The 26,563-nt window shown below is 35.6% G+C and carries 25 protein-coding genes, 22 tRNA genes, 1 rRNA gene and 4 pseudogenes; 12 read left to right on the top strand and 40 right to left on the bottom strand.

Annotation, left to right across the window (positions count from 1 at the left end; genetic code table 11):
- Positions 1 to 261 precede the first annotated feature (261 nt).
- Positions 262 to 1,055: pseudogene (locus MVE64_RS21320) on the top strand (formate/nitrite transporter family protein).
- 200 nt (positions 1,056 to 1,255) lie between these two features.
- Here the strand turns inward: MVE64_RS21320 and MVE64_RS21315 are convergent.
- Both MVE64_RS21315 and MVE64_RS21310 read right to left on the bottom strand, forming a co-directional pair.
- On the bottom strand, positions 1,256 to 1,873 hold the full coding sequence (locus tag MVE64_RS21315) for an acetate uptake transporter (protein ID WP_247341145.1): 618 nt from the start codon (positions 1,871 to 1,873) through the stop codon (positions 1,256 to 1,258).
- A gap of 189 nt (positions 1,874 to 2,062) precedes the next feature.
- Positions 2,063 to 3,778: an ABC transporter ATP-binding protein gene (locus MVE64_RS21310; RefSeq protein ID WP_247341143.1), complete on the bottom strand. Its 1,716-nt coding sequence runs from the start codon at positions 3,776 to 3,778 to the stop codon at positions 2,063 to 2,065.
- A 176-nt stretch (positions 3,779 to 3,954) separates the two neighbouring features.
- On the opposite strand from MVE64_RS21310, the pseudogene MVE64_RS21305 reads away from it, so the two are divergent.
- Positions 3,955 to 5,021: pseudogene (locus MVE64_RS21305) on the top strand (lactonase family protein).
- A 282-nt stretch (positions 5,022 to 5,303) separates the two neighbouring features.
- Here MVE64_RS21305 and MVE64_RS21300 read toward each other — a convergent pair.
- From MVE64_RS21300 to MVE64_RS21295, 3 genes are read right to left on the bottom strand one after another with little or no spacing between them, the layout of a single operon-like run.
- Positions 5,304 to 5,567: a VOC family protein gene (locus MVE64_RS21300; RefSeq protein WP_345740673.1), complete on the bottom strand. Its 264-nt coding sequence runs from the start codon at positions 5,565 to 5,567 to the stop codon at positions 5,304 to 5,306.
- Complete coding sequence (locus MVE64_RS27900; RefSeq protein WP_345740672.1) at positions 5,534 to 5,695, bottom strand: VOC family protein; 162 nt, start codon at positions 5,693 to 5,695, stop codon at positions 5,534 to 5,536. Before MVE64_RS27900 ends, MVE64_RS21300 begins: the two co-directional genes overlap by 34 nt.
- A 37-nt stretch (positions 5,696 to 5,732) precedes the next feature.
- On the bottom strand, positions 5,733 to 7,526 hold the full coding sequence (locus MVE64_RS21295) for an ABC transporter substrate-binding protein (protein ID WP_247341141.1): 1,794 nt from the start codon (positions 7,524 to 7,526) through the stop codon (positions 5,733 to 5,735).
- 97 nt (positions 7,527 to 7,623) lie between these two features.
- On the opposite strand from MVE64_RS21295, the gene MVE64_RS21290 reads away from it, so the two are divergent.
- Both MVE64_RS21290 and MVE64_RS21285 read left to right on the top strand, forming a co-directional pair.
- Entirely contained in the window at positions 7,624 to 8,880 is a 1,257-nt protein-coding gene (locus MVE64_RS21290; RefSeq protein WP_247341140.1) for an MDR family MFS transporter, read from the top strand.
- Positions 8,881 to 8,985: 105 nt separating this feature from the next.
- Complete coding sequence (locus tag MVE64_RS21285) at positions 8,986 to 9,459, top strand: YndM family protein (protein ID WP_247341138.1); 474 nt, start codon at positions 8,986 to 8,988, stop codon at positions 9,457 to 9,459.
- Positions 9,460 to 9,537: 78 nt separating this feature from the next.
- On the opposite strand, the gene MVE64_RS21280 is transcribed toward MVE64_RS21285, so the two are convergent.
- Positions 9,538 to 10,407, bottom strand: coding sequence for an alpha/beta fold hydrolase (locus MVE64_RS21280; protein WP_247341136.1), 870 nt, complete (start codon positions 10,405 to 10,407; stop codon positions 9,538 to 9,540).
- 199 nt (positions 10,408 to 10,606) lie between these two features.
- Between MVE64_RS21280 and MVE64_RS21275 the strand changes: the two genes are divergently transcribed.
- The 3 genes from MVE64_RS21275 (at position 10,607) to liaG (ending at position 12,398) form a co-directional block, all read left to right on the top strand.
- Entirely contained in the window at positions 10,607 to 10,984 is a 378-nt protein-coding gene (locus MVE64_RS21275; RefSeq protein WP_247341134.1) for a hypothetical protein, read from the top strand.
- Positions 10,927 to 11,439 carry a PaaX family transcriptional regulator C-terminal domain-containing protein gene (locus MVE64_RS21270; protein ID WP_425594016.1) on the top strand — a complete coding sequence of 171 codons (513 nt, stop codon included), beginning with the start codon at positions 10,927 to 10,929 and terminating at the stop codon, positions 11,437 to 11,439. The genes MVE64_RS21275 and MVE64_RS21270 overlap by 58 nt, the downstream gene beginning before the upstream one ends.
- Before the next feature lie 110 nt (positions 11,440 to 11,549).
- Complete coding sequence (gene liaG, locus MVE64_RS21265) at positions 11,550 to 12,398, top strand: LiaG family protein (protein WP_247341130.1); 849 nt, start codon at positions 11,550 to 11,552, stop codon at positions 12,396 to 12,398.
- A 55-nt stretch (positions 12,399 to 12,453) separates the two neighbouring features.
- Here liaG and MVE64_RS27895 read toward each other — a convergent pair whose 3' ends face one another.
- The 8 genes and pseudogenes from MVE64_RS27895 to MVE64_RS21230 form a co-directional block, all read right to left on the bottom strand.
- Positions 12,454 to 13,401 (bottom strand): helicase-related protein, encoded by a 948-nt coding sequence (locus MVE64_RS27895; protein WP_345740671.1) that lies wholly within the window; start codon positions 13,399 to 13,401, stop codon positions 12,454 to 12,456.
- 20 nt (positions 13,402 to 13,421) lie between these two features.
- Positions 13,422 to 14,960, bottom strand: a complete 1,539-nt coding sequence (locus MVE64_RS27890; RefSeq protein ID WP_345740670.1) for a DEAD/DEAH box helicase — start codon at positions 14,958 to 14,960, stop codon at positions 13,422 to 13,424.
- A 210-nt stretch (positions 14,961 to 15,170) separates the two neighbouring features.
- The gene (locus MVE64_RS21255) at positions 15,171 to 15,599 is read right to left on the bottom strand and encodes a ferritin-like domain-containing protein (protein WP_247341128.1); all 429 of its coding nucleotides are present in this window, start codon (positions 15,597 to 15,599) and stop codon (positions 15,171 to 15,173) included.
- 45 nt (positions 15,600 to 15,644) lie between these two features.
- Complete coding sequence (locus tag MVE64_RS21250) at positions 15,645 to 16,127, bottom strand: hypothetical protein (protein WP_247341126.1); 483 nt, start codon at positions 16,125 to 16,127, stop codon at positions 15,645 to 15,647.
- Positions 16,128 to 16,271: 144 nt separating this feature from the next.
- Positions 16,272 to 16,943, bottom strand: coding sequence for a GNAT family N-acetyltransferase (locus MVE64_RS21245; RefSeq protein WP_247341124.1), 672 nt, complete (start codon positions 16,941 to 16,943; stop codon positions 16,272 to 16,274).
- A gap of 20 nt (positions 16,944 to 16,963) precedes the next feature.
- Positions 16,964 to 17,633, bottom strand: a pseudogene (locus tag MVE64_RS21240) (GNAT family N-acetyltransferase).
- A 13-nt stretch (positions 17,634 to 17,646) separates the two neighbouring features.
- Positions 17,647 to 18,522, bottom strand: coding sequence for a carbon-nitrogen hydrolase family protein (locus MVE64_RS21235; protein ID WP_247341123.1), 876 nt, complete (start codon positions 18,520 to 18,522; stop codon positions 17,647 to 17,649).
- Between the two features lie 192 nt (positions 18,523 to 18,714).
- Positions 18,715 to 18,990, bottom strand: coding sequence for a hypothetical protein (locus MVE64_RS21230; protein WP_247341121.1), 276 nt, complete (start codon positions 18,988 to 18,990; stop codon positions 18,715 to 18,717).
- Between the two features lie 494 nt (positions 18,991 to 19,484).
- Between MVE64_RS21230 and sda the strand changes: the two genes are divergently transcribed.
- Positions 19,485 to 19,643, top strand: a complete 159-nt coding sequence (gene sda / locus MVE64_RS21225; RefSeq protein WP_247341119.1) for a sporulation histidine kinase inhibitor Sda — start codon at positions 19,485 to 19,487, stop codon at positions 19,641 to 19,643.
- A 202-nt stretch (positions 19,644 to 19,845) separates the two neighbouring features.
- A complete protein-coding gene (gene yyaC / locus MVE64_RS21220; RefSeq protein WP_247341117.1) occupies positions 19,846 to 20,391 on the top strand; it encodes a spore protease YyaC in 546 nt (181 codons plus the stop codon).
- Positions 20,392 to 20,468: 77 nt separating this feature from the next.
- Here the strand turns inward: yyaC and MVE64_RS21215 are convergent, their stop codons facing one another.
- Positions 20,469 to 20,660, bottom strand: a complete 192-nt coding sequence (locus tag MVE64_RS21215) for a YbxH family protein (protein WP_247341116.1) — start codon at positions 20,658 to 20,660, stop codon at positions 20,469 to 20,471.
- A 203-nt stretch (positions 20,661 to 20,863) separates the two neighbouring features.
- Positions 20,864 to 21,034: a hypothetical protein gene (locus MVE64_RS21210; RefSeq protein WP_247347260.1), complete on the bottom strand. Its 171-nt coding sequence runs from the start codon at positions 21,032 to 21,034 to the stop codon at positions 20,864 to 20,866.
- 79 nt (positions 21,035 to 21,113) lie between these two features.
- Here MVE64_RS21210 and MVE64_RS21205 point away from each other — a divergent pair, with 79 nt between their 5' ends.
- Positions 21,114 to 21,923: a class-II aminoacyl-tRNA synthetase family protein gene (locus MVE64_RS21205; protein ID WP_247341114.1), complete on the top strand. Its 810-nt coding sequence runs from the start codon at positions 21,114 to 21,116 to the stop codon at positions 21,921 to 21,923.
- Between the two features lie 37 nt (positions 21,924 to 21,960).
- Here MVE64_RS21205 and MVE64_RS21200 read toward each other — a convergent pair.
- The 24 genes and pseudogenes from MVE64_RS21200 to rrf form a co-directional block, all read right to left on the bottom strand.
- Positions 21,961 to 22,034: transfer RNA gene (locus MVE64_RS21200), tRNA-Arg, on the bottom strand.
- Between the two features lie 18 nt (positions 22,035 to 22,052).
- Positions 22,053 to 22,127 (bottom strand) — tRNA-Asn (locus MVE64_RS21195).
- Positions 22,128 to 22,154: 27 nt separating this feature from the next.
- Positions 22,155 to 22,228 (bottom strand) — tRNA-Ile (locus MVE64_RS21190).
- 11 nt (positions 22,229 to 22,239) lie between these two features.
- A tRNA-Gly gene (locus MVE64_RS21185) sits at positions 22,240 to 22,313 on the bottom strand.
- A gap of 14 nt (positions 22,314 to 22,327) precedes the next feature.
- Positions 22,328 to 22,401, bottom strand: a tRNA-Cys gene (locus tag MVE64_RS21180).
- Positions 22,402 to 22,411: 10 nt separating this feature from the next.
- Positions 22,412 to 22,485: transfer RNA gene (locus MVE64_RS21175), tRNA-Gln, on the bottom strand.
- Positions 22,486 to 22,773: 288 nt separating this feature from the next.
- Positions 22,774 to 22,849, bottom strand: a tRNA-His gene (locus tag MVE64_RS21170).
- Positions 22,850 to 22,867: 18 nt separating this feature from the next.
- Positions 22,868 to 22,941, bottom strand: a tRNA-Trp gene (locus MVE64_RS21165).
- A gap of 59 nt (positions 22,942 to 23,000) precedes the next feature.
- Positions 23,001 to 23,083 (bottom strand) — tRNA-Tyr (locus MVE64_RS21160).
- A gap of 11 nt (positions 23,084 to 23,094) precedes the next feature.
- A tRNA-Thr gene (locus tag MVE64_RS21155) sits at positions 23,095 to 23,167 on the bottom strand.
- A gap of 317 nt (positions 23,168 to 23,484) precedes the next feature.
- Positions 23,485 to 23,557 (bottom strand) — tRNA-Phe (locus MVE64_RS21150).
- 181 nt (positions 23,558 to 23,738) lie between these two features.
- Positions 23,739 to 23,815, bottom strand: a tRNA-Asp gene (locus MVE64_RS21145).
- A gap of 56 nt (positions 23,816 to 23,871) precedes the next feature.
- Positions 23,872 to 23,949: pseudogene (locus MVE64_RS21140) on the bottom strand.
- A gap of 175 nt (positions 23,950 to 24,124) precedes the next feature.
- Positions 24,125 to 24,216: transfer RNA gene (locus MVE64_RS21135), tRNA-Ser, on the bottom strand.
- 35 nt (positions 24,217 to 24,251) lie between these two features.
- Positions 24,252 to 24,328, bottom strand: a tRNA-Met gene (locus tag MVE64_RS21130).
- A gap of 161 nt (positions 24,329 to 24,489) precedes the next feature.
- Positions 24,490 to 24,565: transfer RNA gene (locus MVE64_RS21125), tRNA-Ala, on the bottom strand.
- A gap of 14 nt (positions 24,566 to 24,579) precedes the next feature.
- A tRNA-Pro gene (locus tag MVE64_RS21120) sits at positions 24,580 to 24,656 on the bottom strand.
- Between the two features lie 111 nt (positions 24,657 to 24,767).
- Positions 24,768 to 24,844 (bottom strand) — tRNA-Arg (locus MVE64_RS21115).
- A 61-nt stretch (positions 24,845 to 24,905) separates the two neighbouring features.
- Positions 24,906 to 24,994 (bottom strand) — tRNA-Leu (locus MVE64_RS21110).
- An 8-nt stretch (positions 24,995 to 25,002) separates the two neighbouring features.
- Positions 25,003 to 25,077, bottom strand: a tRNA-Gly gene (locus tag MVE64_RS21105).
- Between the two features lie 35 nt (positions 25,078 to 25,112).
- A tRNA-Leu gene (locus tag MVE64_RS21100) sits at positions 25,113 to 25,198 on the bottom strand.
- A 36-nt stretch (positions 25,199 to 25,234) separates the two neighbouring features.
- Positions 25,235 to 25,310 (bottom strand) — tRNA-Val (locus MVE64_RS21095).
- Between the two features lie 39 nt (positions 25,311 to 25,349).
- Positions 25,350 to 25,421, bottom strand: a tRNA-Glu gene (locus MVE64_RS21090).
- Between the two features lie 40 nt (positions 25,422 to 25,461).
- Positions 25,462 to 25,577 (bottom strand): 5S ribosomal RNA (rrf, locus tag MVE64_RS21085).
- Between the two features lie 323 nt (positions 25,578 to 25,900).
- On the opposite strand from rrf, the gene MVE64_RS21080 reads away from it, so the two are divergent.
- The gene (locus MVE64_RS21080; RefSeq protein WP_247341112.1) at positions 25,901 to 26,164 is read left to right on the top strand and encodes a DUF1292 domain-containing protein; all 264 of its coding nucleotides are present in this window, start codon (positions 25,901 to 25,903) and stop codon (positions 26,162 to 26,164) included.
- Positions 26,165 to 26,176: 12 nt separating this feature from the next.
- Positions 26,177 to 26,554: a hypothetical protein gene (locus MVE64_RS21075; protein ID WP_247341110.1), complete on the top strand. Its 378-nt coding sequence runs from the start codon at positions 26,177 to 26,179 to the stop codon at positions 26,552 to 26,554.
- Positions 26,555 to 26,563 lie beyond the last annotated feature (9 nt).

Below are 26,563 nucleotides of genomic sequence, written 5' to 3'. Positions count from 1 at the left end.
ATGTATAAATATACACATATATACAAAAATAGATATATAAATATAATTATACCGAAATTGAAACATCCTAAATTAAGCGTTTTCAATAAAAAATAGTAATTTTAGTATAATAACACGAGAACAACTTTTCCTTTTTATTTTCAAATTATTTATAAAAAAAATTTTTAAAAGAACAATAATAGTGACTTTCATCACAGTAATTCTTTCAATTTTTAATTAAAATTGAAAACCTAAATACATATATTTTGGAGCGTGAATAACTTGGAAAATAAGGCTTTACTGCAAGTTGAGAAGCTAGCTCTAAAGAAACATAAGATCTTTCATAAAAGTCCGCTTCGATACCTATTACGTTCAATGCTAGCTAGTATGTTTATTGGTTTTGGAGTTATTGTTGCTTTCAAGGCAGGAAATTTCTTTTATATTGAGCATTCTCCCTTTGCTTACCCAATTGCAGCATTAACGTTTGGTGCTGCCATTATCTTAATCGCTTATGGTGGTGGTGATTTGTTTACTGGGAACACATTCTATTTCTCTTACACAGCTTTTCAAAAGAAAATGCGTTGAAATTTGAAGTGATTAAGCTTTGGACCACAAGCTATATTGGAAACATTTTAGGAGCATGTTTTTTTGCATTTTTTATTTTTTCAACTGGATTATTTTCAGATAAAGAAACAACAGGTTTTTTATTGAGTGTTGCTGATAAAAAAGTTCATCTTCCTACCTATGAGTTATTTTTTCGAGGAATTCTGTGTAACTGGTTGGTTTGTTTGGCATTTTTTATCCCAATGAAACTTCAAGGAGATGGAGCTAAGCTATTTACGATGATGTTATTTGTGTTTTGCTTCTTCATTTCTGGATATGAACATAGTATTGCAAATATGTGCACCTTTGCTATTGCTTTTGTTTCTAATCCACCTGAAAGTTTTACGCTCGCTGGAGTTATTCATAATTTGATTCCTGTTACAATTGGAAATTTAATTGGTGGTGGAGTTTTAATGGGATGGATGTACTACTTTGTAAATAAACCTTTTATGGGTGAAGAAAATGAGGAATAAATGGATATCTATCTCAGGTTAACAAGTGGACTAACCTTTATTTCTAAGATTTAACTTCGATTCTTGGGGGTTTATCTCCGATTTCTGGTGACTTATCTTCGATTTTGAGGAGTTTATCTCCGATTTCACCTAACTTATTAACCATTCTACAATATACGACAAATAAAATGGAGACTAACAAATGTTAGCCTCCATTTCTTTTACTTTTTAAATAAACCAAACGGCTTCCCAATTGGTAAGACAACTTGGCCAAAATGTGTATTTAAAACAACAGCTGCAGATCCGTAAAAAGATAGCAAGGCGATGATTAATTCTGAAACTGCGGCAAGCATATGTGTTGCCTCAGGCATCACACCAAGCGTGCTTAAAGATAAGCCGATGAACAAGAAATCGATGAAAACAAAAATGAAAAATAATACCTTATGAGTTTCCATTGCACCTATTGTCATATAAACGCTAAAAATCAGGTAGCCAATGAATGCGACACCTAACTGCTTTGGATCAGCATTTGCTGCTAGTTCTTCACCAAATGCTCCTAATTGAATCAACCAAGACATTCCAACACTGAACCAGAATAGACCAAAAGCTCCAAATGCAGTTGTTCCAAAGATGTTGTTATGTTTAGCATCTTGAACACATGCGAATAATTGAGCTAGTCCACCTAAGAAAAATGCCCATGGTAAAATAAATGAAACTCCATCTGTTAACCCTAACTTTTGTGAAGAAGCAACGAGCGTTACCATTGCTAGTCCAAATAAACCTAACGCCGAGGGATCTGCTGTTGTAATTTTAACTTGTTGTGTATTATGACTATTCATAACTTCCTCCTAAAAAAACATACTTAAATAAAATACAGAAGTTAGTATCCCATGTCAATCCATTTTCAAGAAGTCGAATAATTGAAAAAAACAAGAAAAAGTGCACCTTCCCTTGGTATATTTGAACTGTAATCGCAACCATTTCTTCAAAAAAATTAGTAAAAAAGATGGAACAATAAATGTCCCATCTTATCTCTGAAATTGAACACGATGAAGATTAGCAAAAATCCCGCCTTGTTCGATCAGTTCATCATGTTTCCCTTGTTCCGCTATTCCGTCCTCAGTTACAACAACAATACGATCTGCGTTTCGAATTGTAGCAAGACGGTGAGCAATAACAAGAGTTGTTCTGTTTTTTGATAGCTCTGTTAGTGCTTTTTGAATGATAAGCTCTGTTTCGGTATCTAATGCTGACGTTGCTTCATCCAATATTAAGATAGGTGGATTTTTCAAGAACATTCTTGCAATGGCAATTCTTTGTTTTTGTCCACCTGATAACTTTAAGCCTCTTTCACCAATTTGAGTATCGTAGCCAAACGGTAGTGATTCGATGAAGCTTTCTAGATGAGCACGCTTTGCTGCTTCTTCAATTTCCGCTTGAGTAGCATTAAGTTTTCCATAAGCGATATTTTCTCTTAAGGTACCTGTAAACAAAAACACATCTTGTTGCACAATTCCAATCTGTGAACGCAGAGAATGCTTTGTCATATTCCGTATATCAATGCCATCAATTTTTATTTCTCCAGATTCTACATCATAAAATCGTGGAATTAATGAACAAATTGTCGTTTTCCCTGCTCCTGATGGACCAACAAATGCAACGGTTTCTCCAGCTGAAATGGATAGATTGATATTATTTAATACGCGTTTATGTTGATCGTAACCAAAGGAAACCTCATTGAACGCTATATCCCCTCGTAATGATTTTACTTCAACTGCGTCATTTACATCCTGTACATCAGGGTCCATGTCAAGCAACTCTGTAAAACGTTTAAATCCAGCCATTCCTTTTGGATACAATTCCATTAAGGCACTGATTTTGTCGATTGGTTTAAACAGGACATTCACATACAACACAAATCCAACAAGCTCACCATATGTTAATTGTCCTGTGTAACTTAACCATGCACCTACTACGAGAACAGCCAATGTAACAAATCTTGTCATCATATAAATTCCTGATAAACTAAAGGACATTACTTTATACCCACCAAGCTTAGCTTTACGGAATTTTAAATTATTTACAGAGAAACGTTCATTTTCGAATTTTTCATTTGTGAAAGATTGCACAACTCGAACACCAGAAACACTATCTTCTACTCGTGAGTTTACATCAGCAATTTCACCGTACATTTTCTTCCAGGCTTTATTCATCTTTAAATTACTTATAACCATAAGCCATCCTAAAAACGGGAAAATAACCAACGCAACCAACGCGAGCTTTACATTTACGGTGAACATAATCCAAAAGGCCCCTACAAAGGTCATGATGGAAATAAATAAATCTTCCGGTCCATGATGCGCAAGCTCACCAATATCCATGAGGTCATTTGTAATTCGACTCATAATATTTCCTGTTTTGGTATTGTCAAAAAACTTAAATGATTGCTTTTGCACATGTTGAAACAATTGTTTTCTCATATCTGTTTCAATATTAATTCCAAGCATATGTCCCCAATAATTCACGATATATTGTAAGAACGTGCTAATAATATATAACACAAGCAAGGCGATACTAACAGAAACTATTGCCGACCAGTTTTCACTAGGAAGCAACGAATCGATAAACCACTGAACAGCTAATGGAAATGCTAACTCCAAAAGAGCCACGATAATAGCACTACTAAAATCAATAATAAATAATTTCTTATGAGGTATATAATACGAATAAAACCGCCTTAGCATGAATCTTACTTCCTTTCATTTTCATATAAATACTATTATATTAGCATAGCCTGATTAATTGATAGAATCTTTTTGTACTTCAAGTGTAAATTTGAAACTCTTCGGCTCAATATCAAAAAACAGCCATTAATGTTGTTGAACAGATGAAACTAACGATATAATGAGAAATAGTACATTTGAAAGGAGTTAAAAAATTGGCAAAATTAATCGGTTATGTTGGTACATACACAAAAGGTGATAGTAAAGGAGTTTACAGCTTTACCTTAGACACAGATGCAGGACAAATAAGTGATGTTAAAGCTGTTGCTGAATTGGACAACCCTACATATGTAAATTTAAGCCAAGACAATAAAAATCTTTATGCAGTCGTAAAGGAAGGAAACCAAGGCGGTGTTGCATCCTATACTGTTGACAGTATAACAGGTGACCTTACAGCCATTAATCAACAGCTGCTTGACGGTGCTTCACCATGTCACGTAAGTGTAGACAGTCAAAACAAACACGTTGTGACGGCTAACTACCACAAAGGAACAGTAGAGTCCTTTCTAACGAATGAAGATGGCTCGATCAATTCTGTTGTTTCGGTTATTGAACATACTGGTCAGGGACCACATGAAAGGCAAGAAAAACCTCATACGCATTATTCAGGCTTTACTCCTGATGAAAAATATGTCGTAGCAGTTGATCTTGGAATTGATAAAATTATCACTTATAAAATTAACAACGGACAGCTGGAAGAAGCTCATACGTTACTTGTGAAATCTGGTAGTGGCCCAAGACATATCACATTCCATCCGAATGGAAAATATGCTTATGTTATGACAGAACTAAGTAATGAAGTGATCACTTTAAGCTATAATTCCGACACAGGCGTGTATACAGAGCTTCAATACGCCCGGCTATTCCTGAAGATTTCACGGAAAATAGTCAAGGAAGTGCGATTCATATTTCATCTGACGGCCGCTTTGTTTATGCTGGCAACCGTGGGCATGATAGCATTGCTGTTTATAGTGTAAATCAAGAAAATGGCGAGCTCTCATTTATAGAATTTACATCAACAGAAGGAAATTGGCCACGTGATTTCGCACTGGACCCTACTGAAAAATTCATTGTAGCATCTAACCAAGAAAGCAGTAACCTTGTGTTATTTGCCCGAGATACAGAATCAGGTAAACTTAGCTTGCTTGACTCACAAGTATCTGTTCCTGATCCGGTTTGTGTGAAGTTTTTGAATGTTAAATAATGTATAAGGATGAGCTTTGTTAAGCTCATCCTTTTTTAATTTTCATGATTTTCAATAACATAGGGGTAATGCGGGTAAAATGGAATTGTCATCTTCCAATGAAGAACCATATTATATAATGAAGTACATTTTTATTGGAATTATCAAATGATATGGTCTTCATTCCCGTGATGAAGTACATCTCTCAACCATTTCTCTCTCTCCATGGTCTTCATCACCTTTAAGAGGTACATCTCTCAACCATTTCTCAATCAATACGGTCTTCATTCCCCAACATTTCACTTATTTCACCGTTTCTTGATCTACATTAAATTCAATTAAGTTATAATCAGGGTCCATGCAAAAAATTTGCGCAAATCCGCTTTTACTTTTTGGTTTTTCCAAAATTTGAACTCCTTGGTCCTTCAAGTACGCTAGAGTTTCCTCATAATCATTTACTCTAATAGCAAAGTGACCTTCTCTAGAGTTCAATTGATTTACTTTTCGTAGTGTCGAAGAAAGTTCATCCACAATTAAATGTAGTTGCTGAGCCCAATTTGATACCATGCACCTGGAAAGTCAAATTTCGGTCGCTCTATTTCTTTAAAGCCTAAAACTGTCCCATAAAAATGTTTTGCTTTGTTTAAATCTATTACAGAAAGACTAACATGATGAATACCCTCGGACTTTATCAACAAAACCCACTCCTTTTAATTACCAAGATTTACTTACCTACGGAATATAAATTGAATAACTTGATGAACTCTCTATATCAGGCTTCACCCATAGCGAACGTAAATCAGGCATGCCATATCCTGAAACTTCGATACCATTTAATGCCTTATGATAGTTTTGTTCTTCAATTGTGTGATAGGTCTGAATGATATACGCTTCTTCTCTTAACCAATCTTCAATGTTGTGAAACCCGTCTGAACGCTTATTTAAATCATCTAAGGATATTAAATAATTAAGCTCTATATCAATATGTTGTTTTGTTTTAGAGTCTAGTGCCATTCGAAGCACACTATTATCACTTGAATACATCATATAAAGACTAAGTTCCTCATTTATCTCAAACGTTTCACCAGTATAAATGATATCGTAGAGACCAAGTACCTTTTTCTCATAGATTTCTGAGGCTTGTATGACGGACACCTCAATATTAAGACCTATTTGCTGACAATGCATTTTCAGCCATTCCATATCCTCTCTTGCTTCTTTAAAATCAAATGTTGCCACCTTAAGTATTTGTCCTTCATAACCACTTAAAGATAGCAGTCTTTTTGCTTCTTCTAGATTATTCTGTAGGTGATTAACAATTTGTTTACTTTGTTCCAACCTAAAGCTATATGCAGGATATTTTCTTGGATATCCAAGCTCATTTACAAGTTTGAATGGGTCAATAATTTGTTGAATAGCCAAACGAAAATTTTTATTATGATGATGACACCCATTTTTATTCAAATTAAACACGAAAAAAAAGCTGCCAAGCTCTTGATAAGTCGCTGTATCATGTTCCACAGAATAAACCTCTTCCTCTATCTTATCTGGTTGTTCCTTTAAATTTGGCATGTGCCAAACTTCAATTGTATCTAAGAAAGGTCTTCCTTGAAAGTGATGAGGAAATGCCTCAAGCACAAGTAGATGTTCTTCATTTTTTTCCACTTGATATGGACCTGTTCCAATCGGCTTTAAAGGATCTAATTCAATATCATGTGGAATAATGGAGGAGAAAAAGCTGCTCATAACATCAAGAAACATGTAATTTGGTTTATTCAAAGTAAACTGTATAGTTATATCATCTATCATTGTTACTTTTTCCACACATTCAAACAGAGTGTGATAAGGAATTTTTTGATTTGTCCTTAATCTCTCCATCGTATACTGAACATCTTTCGCTTGAAGGACTCGACCGTGGTGAAACATTACACCTTTGCGTAAATAAAAGGTCCATTCTGTTCCATTATTCTCTTCCCAGGCCAGCGCAATGCCGGGAATATAGGATTTACTTCCCCGATCATAGCGAACAAGCGTATCAAAAATATGCTGTACGAGGTGGGCTTCATGAACAATTCCAACAAAAGTAGGATCTAACGTATGAATTTTCATATTCTGAGGAATCTTTAATGTATCTCTTCGACCAGTAGAGTGAGTGATAGACTTTAACCCAAAATGACTGTGCATATTATGTAAGAGTTTTTCTTTGATTACTTGAGAAAATTGAATACTCAAAATATAGGAGTATGCTTCTTCAAAATTCTTTTCAGCAAGCAGTCTTTGTACATTATTAGTAGCTGCCTCCAGTAATGATAGGTGAAAAAGTAAAGTTGATTTTCTCCCTCTTCCTTTTTGGGGCATCCATTTTAGATAACCTAATTCCATCATTTTCTTCATCAAAATATTTGTATTTCGCATCGTACAGGAAAGATGAAGAGATATTTCCCCTGTTGTTGTTTCAATCTTTTCTTCTTCCTTGTACTTTTGATAGGCTAATCGCAAATTAACATAATGTTCAATAAGATTCATAGTTCCTCCTAAAATACGAAATCATGTTAACATCGTTTACAGTTTTTCTTCTTATTTTTTTCATTATAATAAAAAATGAAGAAAGAAGGTAGATAGCATGAAATTTCGTGACTTACATTCAACGATAAAACTTAGATTAATCACAGATTTTTTTACTGACATTACTCAAATGTCCATTCTCCCGTTTATGGCCATTTATTTTAGTAGTCATGTTGGAGCCGGTATGACAGGGATACTTCTAATGATAAACATTTCTATCTCCATTGTAGTGGGGTTATATTCAGGCTTCCTTTCGGATCGTATGGGGCGTAAAAAAATGATGGTCATTGCTCAAGTGATTCAGGTCATCGCACTAACCGTGATGGCATCTGTTAACTCTCCGTGGCTTACTTCCGTTTGGATTACTTATTTAATGTTTGTCTTAAGTAACATGAGCTCTAGTTTAATTGGCCCTGCCGCAAATGCGATGATTATTGATATTAGCTCTGAAAAAGAAAGACCCTTTATTTATGGTCTCGGATATTGGACTGGTAACATTTCGATTGCATTAGGCGCCGCAATTGGTGGTCTCCTTTTTGAAGATTATAAGTTCATCCTTTTTCTTTTGTTTCTTATTGTCAGTGGCATCACTCTGCTTCTTATCATCTTTTTTATAGATGAGACATTAACTAAAACTAAGATAGATTCTGAAGAAGTTCAACAAAAAGTAGGAATTATCAATCACTATATGGCTGTACTTAAAGATCGTGGTTTTATGTTATTTGTGCTAGCGACTATTTTTACAATGTCATTGGAATTTCAACTTGATAAATATGTTGCAGTAAGGTTAAAAAATGAATTTCACACTCACTTTTTCTCCATTGAAATAACAGGGGTTAAGATGTTTGAAATAATGATGCTTATCAATACTATTACGATTGTGTGCACCACTTTATATTTATCGAAATGGTTAAGTAAATATAATCCAAAAGTGATTTTAAGCATCGGTCTTTCTATTTACGCCTGTAGCTTTAGTGTTCTTGCGTTCAGTAATTCTTTTAGTTTACTTGTTTTATCAGCTCTTTTATTTACTCTTGGAGAGCTAATGTATTCACCTGTTCGTCAAACGATTTTAGCAGGAATTGTTCATGAACAAGCTAGAGCCTCATATATGGCAGTAGACAATCTTTCTTATAACGTGGCTATGTTATTGGGTAGCTTAGGTTTAACGCTAGGAGCATTTATTCCTTCTAAAGCTATGGCTGTTGTGTACTTTGGACTTGGTATTATAGGTTTACTTTGCTATCGATATTCAATTGGTATAAAGGAACGAAAATCAGTAGAGCAAAATCAAAGGATAATTAATACGTTTTAAGTGAAAAGTTGATTCAATTGAATCAACTTTTTTTAACTTCATAGTTAACCAAAATTGAATGAACTTCTCGGTTTTGACCAAAATAACATACGAGGAGGTTTTTACATGAATCATGCAACAATACTATTAATTAAATTTGTATCATGTCTGATTGCCTTTGGAATTGGTCTAGATTTGTTTTTTGATGCCACAATCGTTGATATCGTTTCATTCAGTTTATTTGTCACAATTGTTTCATACGCCGTTGGGGAATTAGTGATTTTACCTCAGTTAGGTAAAAGAGCTGCTGCAGTTGCTGACTTTTTACTCACATACCTTAGTGTTTGGGTCTTTGGAAGCTTCCTGTTTGAAAGCTATCTACAAGTAGCATGGGGAAGTATCATCTCTGCAGTTATCATTACAGGTGCAGAAGTTTTTGTCCATCTATTTGTTGCAGAACGTCAAAACACTCCATCTCTTTCTAGAAGCAGAGGTCCTGCTTTGAATTCTAGACTAGCTTTTGGTACCGAAATGGCAGAAGAAGAAAATCTAAAAGATGTTTCTAATACGTTAAAAAGAAATGAAGAAAACAAGAAATAGTTGTTAGTTATTACATAACAATCTGTCATCAGTTAAATGATGATGACAGATTGTGCATGTTATGCTGATTCTTTCTCTTCAAAAGTTCCTTCTTTGCTCGGATAGAAATTCTAGCACTCGCCTATTAATGTAACTTGGGTTTTCCATAGACATAAGGTGACCTACCTCTTCTACCAACTCTACTGTCATACAAGGAGATGAATTCTCAGCACGCTTGTAAGCCTCATCAACGTTATACATTACTTCATTTTCACCAAACATTAATAAAATCGGGTTCCTAATTGAAGCTAATTCCTCATCTGTAAACACATAAGGAAAACCATTTTCTTTCGGTGCTGTACTTTTAGAAGGTTCAACCCAATTCATAGCCGCCACTAATTGTTCAGCTATAAAAGGATGTGGCTTATAACGATCATCAAAAATCCAGTTTAAAAACGATTGAACACCACTTGGATTTTTCACCATACCAAATGCATGTGTATAAAACTTAGAATCAAACGGCACGTATGTTGCAGCCGGACTCATTAAAACAACCCGGTTCACTATTTCTGGATAAAACAAAAGAAAGTTAACTACATTTAACGCTCCATAAGATAACCCAACAATATCTGCCTTTTTAATCTGCAATGTATCTAAAACATCTTTAAGCCAGAGCGCATAGCTGGGGCGATCTATAAATTCTATTTGGGGTATACTTTTATTTTTATCTCCTAATATATCCACACATATAACCCTATAATTTTTACTCCATTCCATTACATTTGGGTACCACATCGTTGAACTCATGCTACCTCCATGCAACAAAATTAAAGATGGAGCAGTCTTGTTACCACTTTCAATAATATGTGTTTTTCCTTGAGCGGTGTTCACATAATAGGTGGAATACTCAACCGGCCATAGCTCTAGACTTTTATTGTAAGAATCATGATATTGTGTTTCTTCTGTCATTATCATCTTTTCTCCCTCGCTTTTTTATAATTAATTTATTAACGTACGTTATATTTTATATTATAAAAAATACCTTTGGAAACATCAACCATTTTTTTAAAACTCGTTTTACTGAATACCATTTTTTCAACCTATCATGATAAAATAAACAAATAAACATACACTCGTACTTTTCATGGTTATATGCAGGAGGTTTAAAGTGACGGTAGAAAAACAAATATTATATTTGCTTTCCAAGGTAGAACAATTAGAAGGGAAAAAGATAATTAGCATTTATGAGGCAAGAAACTATACTCCTCAATCGATTCGGAATATGTTATCGAAATTAAAAAAAGAAAAATTCATTACTTCACCTGAGCGTTCAGTTTATGCAATAACTACATATGGACGGGATTTCATCACCACGATTGAACGAACAGAAAATTTTTATCAGCATCGTTGGAATAACAAATGGTACATGATTTTAACTGAGATCCCTGAAACAGAACGAAAAAAAGAGATGCCTTTCGAAGACAACTCATCCAACTTGGCTTCGGCCAATTATATAATAGTGTTTATATTTATCCTTGGAATCTAACAAACAAGGTACTAAATATGATAGATACATTAGAGATTGAAGAATATGTAACCATTCTTGTTAGTGATGAATTTCTTTTAAACAAGGTCCATAATCAAGGAGCCAAAGGACCAAATGAAGCAGCAAGAATATGGGATCTTGAAAGAATTCATAACATCTACAGAGAAAAACTTGACTGGATTAAAAGTGAATATGAACCAAAGCTCCATCCTTATTTAAAAGAAAACCTGCAAGATCCTTTAAAACTATTTATTTTCTATCTAGAAATCCAAGAAGTTCTTGATATGCTTCTTGCAGAGGATCCCATGCTACCTCCTGAATTTTTACCAACTAGCTGGTTAGGAACAAGAGCTTTAGCGCACATCACAAAAATTCAAGCATCACTGGTTCATCTCATTCCAAGTGATTCTTTTTACCATCAGTTTCTTACATCTGTTGATAACAATGACATATAAACATACTACGCCTCTAGCCCTAGTCAAAATAAAGCTAGGGTTCATTGTTGTGTTCCTTCCTTTTTCTTAAGATATAAATAACAACTAATTGTACCGAAAGGAAAGATTAAATGATGAAAAAATTATTTTTGCTTTTATTTTTTATTGGAGGTTTGTTCCTCATTATTCATTCAAACACAACATGGTTTGTTTTCGGAGGAAATGGCTCTTCAGCAGAGGTTTCAAATAAAGTTGATAAAATTGAATTAGATATTTCCGGAGCTAGCACGAAAATAGTTCCTGAAAATACGGATCAGGTAAGAGCTGAGTTAGAAGGAAAAGGAAAAGTAGTGGTAACAGAAAATGGAGATACAATTAAAGTCGAATCAAAATCTCAAAAATGGTTTAACCTATTTTCAATGTTTAACAAGACTGAAATTACCATATATATTCCGGAGGATTATCAAAAGGAACTTATCATTGATAGTGGCTCGGGTAATGTTTCTTTTAACGGTCAGTCAAAGATGAAATTGAATTCTTTAATGATTAATATGAGCTCGGGTAATGTCCAAATTAGTAAGGTAACAGCAAATGATTTAGAGCTTGACGGATCATCAGGAAATGTTAATCTTTCATCTGTCTCAACTAAATCTGGAATTTTTGATATGAGCTCAGGAAATCTGACGATTAAAGAACATACTGGGAAAGTTGAGGCTGATCTTTCCTCCGGGAAAATAAACTTAGAAATGAACAAATTGATTGATTCAATCGATGTTGAAATCAACTCTGGTTTAGCAACGATCAATCTTCCATCAAATGCTGACTTTACACTTAATGGAAGTATTGGAAGTGGTCACATTTCTTCTGACTTTGATTTAAAAGAATTACAAAAGAATTCAGATCAAATGTATGGTGTTTACGGTTCTGGTAAACACCAAGTCAACATAGATGTTTCAAGTGGAAAAGTAGACATCAACTAAATATAAATAGGAGGATAACTACAAGGATTAAGTCCTGTTTGTTATCCTCTTCTCATTAACGTGATTTCTTTTTTTCTTTCCTTTCTTGTCGTTCAAAATGGCATTCATTACATATTTGAAACTTAAATTTATGAGACAAATTTTTCCCGCACACTTTACATACTTTCTTTGTTATTTGTACACCAGACTTTAGCTGCTCATGAATTTTGTCACTAATTTCTTCACGTAGTCTTTCCCAGTAATGAGCTTCAGTGTTCCGACCTAATTTATATAAAAATAATAAATGGAGACCAATTGATTTATAAGAGAGTTCAAGCTCTTCTAAACCTGAATCTTTAATTAAAGGATCAGGTAGGTCCTCTACATCAACAATTGCTTCTAGCTTTTGTTTCCATTGAGCTCTAAGGGTTGGTTCATTCGTTGAGAATGGTAAATGTAAAAAGCCATATAAATCTGCCATAGATAGTTTTGCTTCGATGATTGTGTCTTCAATCATTTCGTACAATAGCTTTTCTTCTGCAAGAGAAGCTTTTTTTGTTCCCTTTGGACTTTTAAATTGATCCCATAAATAAAAAAACAAACCAAGCTTTCTCGAATATTTTTGGAACCGTTCAAGTACACCTGTTGTCGGAGCAATCGCGAATCCTTGAAGTGGTTGATCCTCTTGGTCTAGCAGGCGTGCCATTGATTTTGGGTTGTGTACAAATGCTACCTTCCCAATATTATAAATTCCTCTTCTGCCGGCACGGCCAGCAATCTGTTTTACTTCTTGTGAGGTGAGCCACCTTCTTCTTGTACCGTCAAACTTATCATTTTCTAAAAAGACAATTCGACGTATAGGTAAATTTAGTCCCATGCCAATTGCGTCTGTCGCTACGATAACGGTCGTCTCACCGTTAATAAATCTCTGCATTTGTTTTTTTCTTGTTTCTGGAGGCATGCTTCCATATATCATACTAACTTGACGACCTGTTCTTTGCAGCTCAGAAGCTGTCTCAAGCACTCTTTTCCTCGAAAAGCAAACTAGAGCATCCCCCTTCTCGTTTGATTCAGGCGAAATAGCTGTGGTTCAACTTCTAGAGGGATATCTCTAATATATTCATGGATTTCAATATCAGAGTCACCGAGAAGCTGCAAAATCATTGGTTTTGCATTAAAGCTGCATATAATATGAACTTCTTTTGCATTTGCTTTTGTAATGGCTTTATACCAAGAAAACCCACGATCTTTATCAGCAATCATCTGTGATTCATCAATCACTACCACATCATAAAAATCTTTTTCATAAAACATTTCAACAGTACAAGCTATATGAGCAGCACCTTCAATTGTTTTTTCTTCTTCACCAGTTTTCAAAGAACATGGAATACCCTCTGCATTTAACTTTTCGTAGATCTCAAGAGCGAGCAATCGAAGCGGAGCCAAATAAATACCACTACTTGCATCCTTCATACGTTGAATCGCCTGAAAGGTTTTCCCGGTGTTTGTTTCTCCAACATGAAGAATATATTGGATATTTCGTCCAGCTGGTGGATTATATTCTCTCCCAAAAATATCATCAACCATCCTGGCTTCTTCTTCTTTTCTTCGTTTGATCTCTTCTAATTCTTCAACAACCTTTCGTTCCCGCTCTGAAAGGTCATGCTCAAAAATTTTCTGATGTGCTTGAAGATCGAAAGGAGTATCGATAAGCTTTGTTAAATCTGTTACATACTCTTCTAGTAAGTCAGCGAAAAATTCTTCTGCAAGTTCCATAAATAAATCAAAGGCTATTTCCTTAATTAAGGTGTCTGGTACAGGTTCATGAAAAGCATGCTTATATTCATCAAAAAGGTCTGAAGATAATCTCTCTTTAATCCAATTAGGACCAAAGTCAAACAAATAGCCTGATATTAATCTTTCATACATTTCTGTCATGTCTTCTTCATATTGATGTCTGTTATAAGCTAGATGTGCTTCATCATATAAATATGTTGAAAATGTTAAGCCTTCTGAAGCAATAACCACACCTTTTTGCTCAATTTCAATCGCAAGGTGAGAACCAATTAAATAACGAACATAAAGATATAACTCTTCATAGTTTTCGTTAAGTAGCTCCTCTATATAAAATTCAAATTTTAAAATTAACTTTTTGGTAAGTTCACGGTGTTCCTGCATTTTCCTGCGATCTTCATACAATTCTTTTGCTTTCTCATATGTGTCGTTCCAATGATCACTATGATCCAAGAACATGTCATCTAACCAGTTTAGAACATGAAAGGCTTCTACATCTCTTATTTCATTTCGAAACATTTGGTTTATTAACTTCTTGGTTACTCCTTCTAAGTCAAATCCTCTATCTATTAAAAATTCCTTTTTCTCATAACTCGCGGCATGACTTGCTGTTGTATTTAGCCATGAGTTTAACCAAATTTGATCGATGTACTCTCCACGTTCTCTCACATATTGTTCGTATGAAGGTAATGTTTCCTTCTTTTCTAAATACTTATCTATATCTTCTAAAACCTTGGTTTTAGTACGCTCAACTGCCATTGTATAATAACTTGCTAATATGTCATTCATGATAAAACTCCTTCACCATGTAGGTTATCTCTAGTTTCTATATTTAATAATCAATTCATGTATGTATTGGCTAATTTGTAGTTGTTCTTTTCATTGTAGATGAAAAATATGAAAAAGTGGTAGTATAATGACCACTAAAACGTGGGGAAATTAGCTGGAGAATCTCAATTTAGAACACAGCAATAAAAAAAGAGCTGATGGCAGCTCAATTTAGTGAAGCATTTCATTTAATATCTGTACATGTTGTCGATCTTTATCTAATATCTTTTCAATAAGCTGCCGACTTTCCTGATCTAAATCTCCTCTAACTATTTCCTCTGACATCCCAATTCCATAATAACTTTCACCTTTTTTAGCACTTTCAATCATACCTTCTGTTGTGTCTGGGATTTGAAATTGGCTGATGAATCCTTGAACAGAGCCAACTACTCCCTCACTACTAACAGGAGTACCTCCAAGATTTTGAATTCTCTCCGCTACTTGTAAAGCATGCTGTTTATGCTCCTGTTGCATCGTTTGAAATTGTTTTTTTATTAATCCATCATCAAGCTTTTCAATAAAATGTTCATAAGAACGAATCCCCATATATTGCCCTTTTAAAAATTCATTTAAAGTATCAATAACATTTTCCTCTTTCAATCACATTTCTCTCCTTTATTAATTGTATATTAGGTATGTAATGCCTCAACTTGTTGATTTATTATGGTCTACTATATTTCTTTTTTCTTTTAAAAGTTGAAAACCATAAAGCAATAGTGCTTTAAATTGAAAAACGAAGAGCAATTGTAATCTAGTCATACGAACCAATGAACTAATTCCTAATTTCTGAAACCAGTTTACCAGTCGGTAAGAAAAGAATGAATCAACAAGCAGATTAATCAATAGATATAAATAAAATTTCCCATAAGTAAATTTCATAATCCACAGAGAGCCTATAAAAAAAGGACCCCAAATGAGTGGTGTTTCACCCCGTATTTTTGGATGAATACTTTCATAAAACCACCACCATCTTCTTTTTTTGGCAATATAACTTTCAAGCCATACAACAATTGAAATAAATAAACTTGCAGGATAGTACCGTTTAAATGATTTTTTATCGATAAATGGCAGAGAAAACCAAGGAAGGATCATCATTAATAACAATAAGAATCTTGAATATTTAAGCAATTATATTTTCTCCTCCTTTTTTCTAATTTCATTTAAACACTATCTGAAAAAATTTTCTTTTACTAATAAGTTTTTGCAAGGACGAGATAAATATACGATCTATTTCACAGAAAAAGCCCACTATAAAAGTGGACTTTTGAAATATTAAATATTTTTTAAAGCTAATTGCTCCTTAGACTCAAGTTCTTCGATCATCTTAAGCCACGCTTCAGGCTTGTTAGGTAGTACAGTATAATACCTCTTCAAGAATGCTACAACTAAATCCGATTGAATGGTTGTGTTGTTTTCTCCCATTGGTAAGAAGCAAAGATCCAGACCTGTGACAGCCTCACCATCATTATTCCATGAAGGATGAACATAAGGAAAATCAATTCGTTTATAACCAAGGTGAGCTAACACTTCTCGACGTACATACGGATCCATCGGTTTTACACCGCCAAATTCAAAATCTTCAACACGATAAGGATCATAGATTTCCGCAAACATACCTGATAGCTTTTGTCCATTTTCATTAGCTAGTTGCTGCAGATCATGAGATCGCTTGTTTGCTAAGAAAGGTCCAACTCCAAGGCCGGCTTGACCAATAATAGTAAAATCAGTCATTGCAACATTAAAGTCTTCATAATAACGATACTCTGTTGCTCCGACAACTTTGCCTTCGTGAACAGCAACAAATACACGAATACCAGGATCTTCTAAAGGCTCTTTCCAAAGGTTGAATTCCAACACTTCTTCGGGAGGGAAAATTTCCTGCATGAGTTGATGCATTTGTGCAAAAAGTGGATCTTTACTATTTGTTATACGGTTATACTCCATTAATAATTCTCCTTTTATGATTATTCAACATGAAACGGATTCTTCCATTCCATAAGAGTGCCGTAATGGCATGATTCTTCATCTTCTAAGTAATTTGATACTACTCCAATTGGTGTTCTGCTGCACCGTAACAAAAACGTTAAAACAGGATCTTTAATTGTTCCTTTTACAACAGCTGCTACATATTGCTCAGGTGACATATCGTCAGATTTTTTATGATAGCCGGGCATACGTCCACCACCAAGCAATCGTTCTAGCCCCTAAATGAATAACCACTTCATACATTGACAGCATCAGCCATTTTCCTAAACCTAATTTTCTAAATTTAGGCCTTACACCTATATCGACAACATATAAGGTGTTGCCTTCTGGGTTATGATTACGGATGTAACCGTTATCTGTTATTTCTCCCCATGTATGGTTAGGATGGTGCGGATCAAAATCAACAAGTAATGCAGTCATTGATCCTGCCATCTCCCCCTCAATCTCAATACATAAAGCACCTTGTCGAAATAATTCAATGTGGTTTTCCAATTGCTCTTCATTCCACCAAAGCTCTGATGGAAAAGGAGGAGGAAAACTTTCTTGCTGAATTAGGATTAAATCTTTAAAGTCTTTTTTTTCATAGTTACGAATTACAGCTTTAATTGGTTTTTCTTGGTCGAAAACATAAAATTCTTTTCGATACATACAAACCTCCTGTTTAATACGTTACTTTTTCTGGTTCCCAATCAGGATAAAGATCCGTACGACGATCTCTCCATGTAGTAACAGAGCCTGTGAGGCGTACTTTATACAGAAGCTCTAAATTCAAATCTGCTGTTACAATCATATCTTGATTTATTTCACCTTCAACCATAATTCCTTTTGGCGGGAAAGGAACATCATTCGGAGTAATAACAGCCGCTTGCCCGAAGTTTCCTCTCATAAAATCAACTGTTTGAAGAGATCCAACTGTACCGGTAGTGACAACGTATACTTGATTTTCAATCGCTCTAGCATGGCTTGTGTAGCGAACACGATGGAAACCATGACGATCATCTGTACAAGAAGGACAAAAGATTACATCTGCCCCCTTTGCCTTTGCCATTCGAACAATTTCGGGAAACTCAATATCATAGCAAGTTAGCATAGCTATTGTACCTTTTTCTGTTACAAATACTTGCAGACTATCACCTGCACTCATATTCCACTCTTCTACTTCGGTAGGTGTAATATGAAGCTTTGCTTGTTCAGCTACTCGACCATCAGGATAAAATAGATGTGCCACATTATATAACTTGCCTTCTTTTTCTATGACATGAGTTCCACCAATAATATGCATTCCTGTACTCATGGCAAGTTCAATAAACAAAGATCTATATTTTTCAGTAAAATCGGGTAAACGATAAATAGGTAATGCATGACCTTGTTCATCCCCAATGGATAATAATTGTGTGGTAAAAAACTCAGGAAACAAAATAAAATCTGAACCAAATTCTTCAGCTGTTTTAACATAGTGTTTGACTTGGCTTTCAAACTCCTCAAACGAATGAATCGTGTGAAGGTGATATTGTACCGCAGATACTCTTAAGTTCATTCTTAAACCCTCTTTCAATCAATCTATGGAATGATAAAATACTCATGGATGCTACTATCCACATTATTAGATAACAAACAATATTTTACAAGTACATACTTTACTTTCACTAAGTGTATAAAAGTATACTAATGTATTTTACAAAGCATAATAAAAAACCACAAACAAAAAATTGTGGTTTTTAAAACTTCTTTAAGCTACTAGTCTTATCAAATTATTTCTGATAGAATTTACTCGTACAATTAAATCATTCAATTCCCTTCTAGTTAAGTGTACAGGTAATTGATCGTATAAAGTGACAAATTGCCCACCATCTTCATCTTTATGCTTTGTTAGATATTCATAAAGCATTAATAATTGCCTTTCTTTTAAAGTAGATTCTGTATGAAAATACTTTACAGTATGTATTGAAAATTCATTCATGGAAAAGTCAAACTCTCCAGAAATAATTGTACCTTCTATTTTCATCCTTACACCACCTTATTTTCACTATTAATTATTTTATCCTTTATAATACTCAGTTATTTTGGAAATATTTAATCTATCACATCGTACATCATTATTTTTCTTAACCTCAACATCCTTAGAAAGGACTATTTATTATGGAAAAATTCTTTTCAAAAGTCCAAAAATGGCAAGATAAGCATACCCTTCTTCGAGTGGCATATACGAAAACGAAAATAGGGAGAACTTCATTTTCAGGTCGTGTGATTCATTTATCCCCGGATAGGACTCAACTTTTATTTTATAATGTTGATACAAAATCTGTATGTAGCCTTGGATTAAATGAAATTGACGATCTTGTTCCCTACGAAAATAACTAGTAAGTTCTAAGTAACTATCCTCTCTATAAAAAATACACTTTTGTCTAATTATAAGAATGATCGTCGAAACCCTTATCATTTTTTTGGAAATTGGCTACAATGAATGTTGCAATCATACTATTCAAGGAGTTTCAAATAATGCAAAAAAAGACAACCCTAAAACTTATCTCAAATTTAACACTCTATAGGGCATATAAAGATGCGATCAAGGTAAAAGCATCCGATGAATTTATTCATTTATTACTGAACGAAATCGAATCCCGACCGATGCCTCTACCAATCTCAACCAAAAAATAATCCTTATTATTTTTATATCATTACGACAAAATGCAACAATATCATCTAAAATTCAACTACCCCCTGCGAGAAATGTTGAAATATATTCTGAAAATTCTTTATTTTATTAGATGAAATATGGATTTATATGATAAAATTGTAAATAAATTATTAAATTTATGTTAATTTTATCAACTACAATTATTGTTCAGGGGCTGTGCCAATGATTTCACCAGTAACTTCCTTTCATTTACCTGAAATATTACAAGATGTGATCCCTCCTAATATAAGCTGCAATAAAATTATATTTGTTTGCATAGGAACAGACCGTTCAACAGGTGATTCATTAGGTCCATTAGTAGGTTCATTCCTAAAAAAGAAGGGTTACAGAAATGTAATTGGTACAATAAACAACCTTGTACATGCTAAAAATTTATATGAGAAGCTAAGTGAAGTTCCTATAAATAAGAAAGTAATTGTGATCGATTCAATGTTAGGGAAAGTTGACTCAATCGGTAAGTTTTATGTATTTAATGGAGGATTAAAGCCTGGTGCAGGGGTTGGGAAAGAGTTAGATGCTGTTGGCGATTATAGCATTTCAGGTGTGGTCAATGTTGGAGGATTTTTATCACAACAAGTGCTTCAATACACTGAACTCTCCCTTGTATTAAAAATGGCAGAAGAGATAACTGAGGCGATAGAAAAGAGATTTCCTCTACCAGAATGGTTAAAAACATCCAATGAAATGAATTGGAGAATTACATCTTAATTTAGAAAAAAGATTGAAGAGACGTATAGTAGTCTATTCAATCTTTTTTATTGTTGCTCTATTTTCAAGAAAGACTCTTATATTCTATGGTCCTCACAATACTGATCAATTAGCGCTTCAATATTATCATGTACTGGAAAATCCCCTGAAAAAGAGAACTTAATTTCTTCAACAAACTCACCTTTATGATAAACATGTATAGCCCCATTTTGATTTATTACACTAAACTCAGGTTCAAATCGGTATCCATTTCTCTCTACAGCACCCAACTCCACACAACCTCTCAATAGATTCTAATAGTGGCTAGTATGAACTATATGACATTTTTTATCCTCTTACTTGTCATCTGATTTTTGTAATCATTCTCATCCATTATTTTCAAAGATTCTATCGCAGTGCTGCTTGATTGTTATAGGTGAAAGATTAAAAAGCATACAAAATAATCTACTTAGATTACTTTGTATGCTGTACATCACACTTTAAATTTTCTAACAAGGCCTTGTAAACCTTCTGCCACCTTTGAAAGGAAATTTGCCACAATGATTCCCTCCATTGTGGCAAACTGTTCTTCTGCTGAAGCAGCAACATTTTGTGAGTTTCCTGCTAAAGGTAAATCAACTATTGTCTTTTTGTCACAATTCAAGCAGGACTCACATATGATAAACTGGTCAAATACCCAAAAACTGATGATTGAATGAATACTTTCCTGGAGGGTGACTTCAATGAATAAAAAAATTCAGAATAAGGATCATGCGAACTTAAATTTCATGCATACTGAAATTGCCATGAACGAGTTAAAAACCTTTTTCGAACACACATTTTCAGAAACTTTAAATTTATTAAAGGTTTCTTCACCTATACAGGTACATAAAGATAAGAAAGATTTACATTCTTTCATAGATTGGAAAAGAACAACCCTTTTTAAATACGGATTTACACATGGTGAGGGATTATATACAAACCTACGATCATTAAAAATAAACAATGCTCTAGAACAATTTAATTCATTTTATACTGAAGAGTGGGAATGGGAAAAAATCATCTTAGAAAAACACAAAAGTATAGAATATTTGATCACAGAAGTGAAAAATATCTATAGTTCTATAAAAAAAACAGAAGATTATATGAATGAATTTCATCCTTCCTTTCAACCTGTTTTACCAAAAGATTTTCTCACATTACCTAAAACAGAACTTGAAAAAGCATACCCTGACACAACACTCAAGGATGCTGAAGAAAAATTAATAAAACGATGTGGAGCAGTTTTTTTTCTTAATGAATATAAAAGTACAAATGATGAGTCTTCTACTAGTGGATTCATGAAAGCGTGGAATCCACTCCTTAAAAAGTCAGTTACATTGTTTTCAATTGGCATACGAGCAGATATAGAAAAATGCAGTTCAGTTGGTGGAAAAGTGAATCAAACAAATTTATGTATGCTTCTTCTAAAGAAATTAAATAATAACGAGGTAAGACCATGTAGTTGGAAAGAAGAAAATGATGTGATAAATATATCACTAGGAACTAAATAGAAAATGAAAAAGAGACCACTAGTGGTCTCTTTTTTGACGCGCCTTAGAGGATTCGAACCTCTGACCGACGGCTTAGAAGGCCGTTGCTCTATCCTGCTGAGCTAAAGGCGCATTATCTAAAGACAAAAATGGCTCCGCAGGTAGGACTCGAACCTACGACCGATCGGTTAACAGCCGATTGCTCTACCACTGAGCTACTGCGGAACAAAATGAAATATGTATAATATAAAGTGGGCCTAAATGGACTCGAACCATCGACCTCACGCTTATCAGGCGTGCGCTCTAACCAGCTGAGCTATAGGCCCATAAGTTTTTTTGGAGCGGGTGAAGGGAATCGAACCCTCATCATCAGCTTGGAAGGCTGAGGTTTTACCACTAAACTACACCCGCATAAAGAAATGAATTGGAGGCACCACCCGGATTTGAACCGGGGATAGAGGTTTTGCAGACCTCGGCCTTACCACTTGGCTATGATGCCTTAAAATAAATGGCTGGGCTAGCTGGATTCGAACCAACGCATGTCGCAGTCAAAGTGCGATGCCTTACCGCTTGGCTATAGCCACTGATTAATCTTCATGAATATACTTCCCTGAATAAGCTCCATGAATCCTCATCGCAAGAGGATATTCTGGGGTATTTCTGAAGGAAATATCACGGAATATAGTCGACTACTAAGTATACTTTTAACCTTAATTGATGTCGATCACTTCATATTCCACGCTTTCTACACAAAAATAAAAGTCTCGTGTTTTACACCAGCAAGAGGATATTCTAAAGGAAATATCGTCGACTACTAGGTGCTTTTCTGCAATTATTACTTACTAAACATCTAGTATATTCAATATACAATTGGGGCGACTGATGGGAATCGAACCCACGAATGTCGGAACCACAATCCGATGCGTTAACCACTTCGCCACAATCGCCATCAAGTTTTTTATAATTGGCAGGGGCAGTAGGAATCGAACCCACACCAAAGGTTTTGGAGACCTCTATTCTACCGTTAAACTATGCCCCTAATATGAAAAGAGTTGTTTTTAAAAATTAAAGTAAGACATTTTGCTGTCGCAAAATCTATGGTGGAGGGGGCAGATTCGAACTGCCGAACCCTAAGGAGCGGATTTACAGTCCGCCGCGTTTAGCCACTTCGCTACCCCTCCATATATGAGAGTGCCGGCGAGAGGACTTGAACCCCCAACCTACTGATTACAAGTCAGTTGCTCTACCAATTGAGCTACACCGGCGTTATTAAAGATTTAAATAAAGTTCTATCTTACTTACCAGTCACCCAAATCTCAGAAAGATTATTCAAGTAGCAGCTCGATTTGTGTGCTGAAGCAAAAGCTTCGAAGCATATTCGATCGTGCTCTACCAATTGAGCTACACCGGCATTATTTAAAATTTTAAATAAAGTTCTATCTTACTTACCAGTCACCCAAATCTCAGAAAGATTATTCAAGTAGCAGCTCGATTTGTGTGCTGAAGCAAGGGCTTCGAAGCATATTCGATCGTGCTCTACCAACTGAGCTACACCGGCGTTATAGTTGTTTAAAATAAAAGGTGGCTCGGGACGGAATCGAACCGCCGACACATGGATTTTCAGTCCATTGCTCTACCAACTGAGCTACCGAGCCAAATGGGTTTACGGCTTCCGCTAAGCTTCGAATCTCTTCGTCAGCTCCCTCACTCACATCCTCACGTATGGTCATACGCTCCGGTGCTCGTTCATTTGCTTCCTCGAACTTCTCGCTTATCGAAACCCTTTTAAACTATACTTAGAGTCTAAGTTAACATTAGTATAAAATCAAAAAAAAATGGCGGTCCGGACGGGACTCGAACCCGCGACCTCCTGCGTGACAGGCAGGCATTCTAACCAACTGAACTACCGGACCAAAGTTTTTTCACGTAGTGAAAAGAACTTACAATAACATAATATTTCTATTATATTTGGTTGCGGGGACAGGATTTGAACCTGCGACCTTCGGGTTATGGTTCTCGACGAGCTACCAGACTGCTCCACCCCGCGATGATAAAAAATATAGATTGTGTTACCCTTGAACTTTGTTTATTTCTTGTACGGACCGTCCCGATTTCAGAAAGATTATTCAAGATGTTGCTCAATCGGTACGCTGATGTAACTCAATGAAGCATATTCACGTGCTCCACCCCGCGATGATAAATATATAAAGATTTTAAAAATATGGAGGAGGAAAGGGGATTCGAACCCCTGCGGCTTTGACACCCCTGTCGGTTTTCAAGACCGATCCCTTCAGCCGGACTTGGGTATTCCTCCAATAACATATGTGACCTATTGGTCATTTGTGCAAATGGTAGCGGCGGAGGGAATCGAACCCACGACCTCACGGGTATGAACCGTACGCTCTAGCCAGCTGAGCTACACCGCCATAGTTACAATACGCTCATTGTAAAAACCATGTTCGTCATGTCTCTTCCAGACACATTCCTCACAAGCCTACAATGAAGATTATTCAAGATGTTTACGGCTCGCTCTAGCCAGCTAAGCTACACCGCCATAGATATTGTTTGTTACTTTTAAACAAAAATTTGGTGGAGCCTAGCGGGATCGAACCGCTGACCTCCTGCGTGCAAAGCAGGCGCTCTCCCAGCTGAGCTAAGGCCCCTTATTAATAATGAATGGTCGGGAAGACAGGATTCGAACCTGCGACCCCTTGGTCCCAAACCAAGTGCTCTACCAAGCTGAGCTACTTCCCGTTCTAGATATCAGAGGTGGGATGTGAGAGGTCAGAGACTTTATTGTTGCTTTAGAGCGAAAAGTTTATTCTCGCTTCTGACTTCTGATTTCTGATTTCTCACCTCTATACTTGGCGCGCCCGAGAGGAGTCGAACCCCTAACCTTTTGATCCGTAGTCAAACGCTCTATCCAATTGAGCTACGGGCGCTAATTTATTCCAATAAAGTTATATATTAATGTGCGTTATTTTCGCTGACGCGAAAAAACGTTGGTGCCGAGGACCGGAATCGAACCGGTACGGTAGTCACCTACCGCAGGATTTTAAGTCCTGTGCGTCTGCCAGTTCCGCCACCCCGGCACTACTATTGGAGCGGAAGACGGGATTCGAACCCGCGACCCCCACCTTGGCAAGGTGGTGTTCTACCACTGAACTACTTCCGCGTATAAGATAGTTATTTTACTAACATAAAAAACTTTGGTGCGGGTGAAGGGACTTGAACCCCCACGTCACAAGGACACTAGATCCTAAGTCTAGCGCGTCTGCCAATTCCGCCACACCCGCTTGGTAAATTATTTCGTTCGCTAGGGCGAAATAATATGGTGGAGGATGACGGGATCGAACCGCCGACCCCCTGCTTGTAAGGCAGGTGCTCTCCCAGCTGAGCTAATCCTCCAAATAATTTATTACTTACTATATATTAAGTTATAGTAAGTGACCCATACGGGATTCGAACCCGTGTTACCGCCGTGAAAGGGCGGTGTCTTAACCGCTTGACCAATGGGCCATATTTAATTGTTGCATGACCATAAAATAAAAATGGACATGCCTGGCAACGTCCTACTCTCACAGGGGGAATCCCCCAACTACCATCGGCGCTGAAAAGCTTAACTTCCGTGTTCGGCATGGGAACGGGTGTGACCTCTTCGCCATCATTACCAGACAATTTTCAAGGACAAATATTATTATAATAACTTCACGAAATATTTCAAGACCTTTTTATAAAAAACTTATTTCACTTGTCTTATTTCGAATGAAGCAGGATTTATAATTTATCACACTAGTTAACCATGTGTCAATATCCTTAATTGTATTCACTAGGCTTTCTCGGCAACGGAAACAATCATAACATCTCAATTTATAAATGAAAAGATCCAAAATATGGGCTATTATTTTTTATTCTTCTCTATAAGTAATACCCCTCTCAATCTCATTAAATGATTCTAATTAGGATAAACTACTTTTAACAATTTGGAGGTGTGTAAAATGACCCTGGAGCAAGAAAGGGATTTTATTACAGTCGAAGATGAATACGGAAAAGAGAGAACGTTCTCAGTTGAAGCATTACTTGCTGTGGAAGCTGAAACCTATGCTCTATTAACATCAAAAGATAATGATGATGATTCCATCATTATGCAGGTTTTAGACGAAGAAGATGGTCAATATCTTGTTGGAGTTTCAGATCCAATTAAAAAGAATATCGTATTAGATGCGTATGAAATTGCAGTTGATGCGAACCCCGCTGACTGAAGGAGATAAGTGATGAAGGATAACATTATAGAAGTAATGGACAAAGACCTAATGCTTAAAATTGAAGAAGAAATAAAAGGAATGACCTATACTAAAAACTTTCGCTCACCTTCTGCAGAGGAATGGTATATTTTTTTACCAAGTTATAAAGATCCTTTAACAGGTGGAGCTGCTGGAAAAACAATCATCCACTACAATCTTTTTGATACGAAGCATATTTTTATCAATACTACTATTATCTTTGATGATCCTGAATTACATATTAGAAAACACCACCAACTTGTTTATTCGATTTCTGATGAAATAGTTAATCGACTTGTCGGCTACGCAGACACCTTATTATCTGTTCATTCTGGTGAAAACTCTTATCATGCTGAATACAAACAATAATTAAAAGGG

This window comes from Metabacillus endolithicus, assembly GCF_023078335.1.
In the GTDB taxonomy this organism is placed as follows: domain Bacteria; phylum Bacillota; class Bacilli; order Bacillales; family Bacillaceae; genus Metabacillus; species Metabacillus endolithicus.
The sequence above is the reverse complement of the archived record's forward strand: the minus strand, read 5'-3'. Positions and strand labels throughout refer to the sequence as shown.